The organism is Variovorax sp. dw_954, assembly GCF_018449755.1.
Classification (GTDB): Bacteria; Pseudomonadota; Gammaproteobacteria; order Burkholderiales; family Burkholderiaceae_C; genus Variovorax.
The window spans coordinates 1-514 of sequence record NZ_JAAVVD010000114.1 but is presented as its reverse complement, the minus strand read 5'-3'; the positions used below and the strand labels follow the sequence as shown (position 1 = coordinate 514).

Below are 514 nucleotides of genomic sequence, written 5' to 3'. Positions count from 1 at the left end.
TGCGGTGTCGTCTATGGCCGTGACGTCGATGCTCGCGAGCGCGTCACAAGTCCGCTGCGCTGCTTTTGGATCGCCTCAAGTTGTGCCAGTTGTGCCGGACATTCAGTGGATGCGGTCACCAGCACGAGGGGGCTGCGCCTGAGCGCCGTGATCGTCTTCTCGACGCTCGCCGCCTCGCGATTCGGAGACACCAGTCCCGCGACAACGGCGGCTCTCGATCGGCGGGTAAATGCTTTCTCGAATACTGGAGTCCCGCAGCGTGCCGCGATCACGCGGTAGTCGGCCTCCTGCTGCTCGCCGTGCAGCGGCGCAACGCCTTGGGTTTGCGCATGGGCTAAGGGGCTCAGGCTTGCCATCGCCATCGCGCCCGCAAGGGTCGTCGCGATGAAGAAATTATTGAACATCAGGGCTCGGCACTGCGCGCTTCGCATCGCGCCATCGTAGTGCCGCAAGTCGGTCCGGCGCCAGCACTTCAACCATATCGTGGCGGAGGCGCCACGCCGATCGCTCGCGC

Annotated in this window: 1 protein-coding gene; it reads right to left on the bottom strand. The window is 64.8% G+C overall.

What is annotated here, in order from left to right; all coding sequences use genetic code 11:
* Window positions 1–11: 11 nt before the first annotated feature.
* Window positions 12–514 (bottom strand): hypothetical protein (locus HB681_RS37760; RefSeq protein WP_213960000.1); only part of this gene is annotated, 503 nt, incomplete at its 5' end.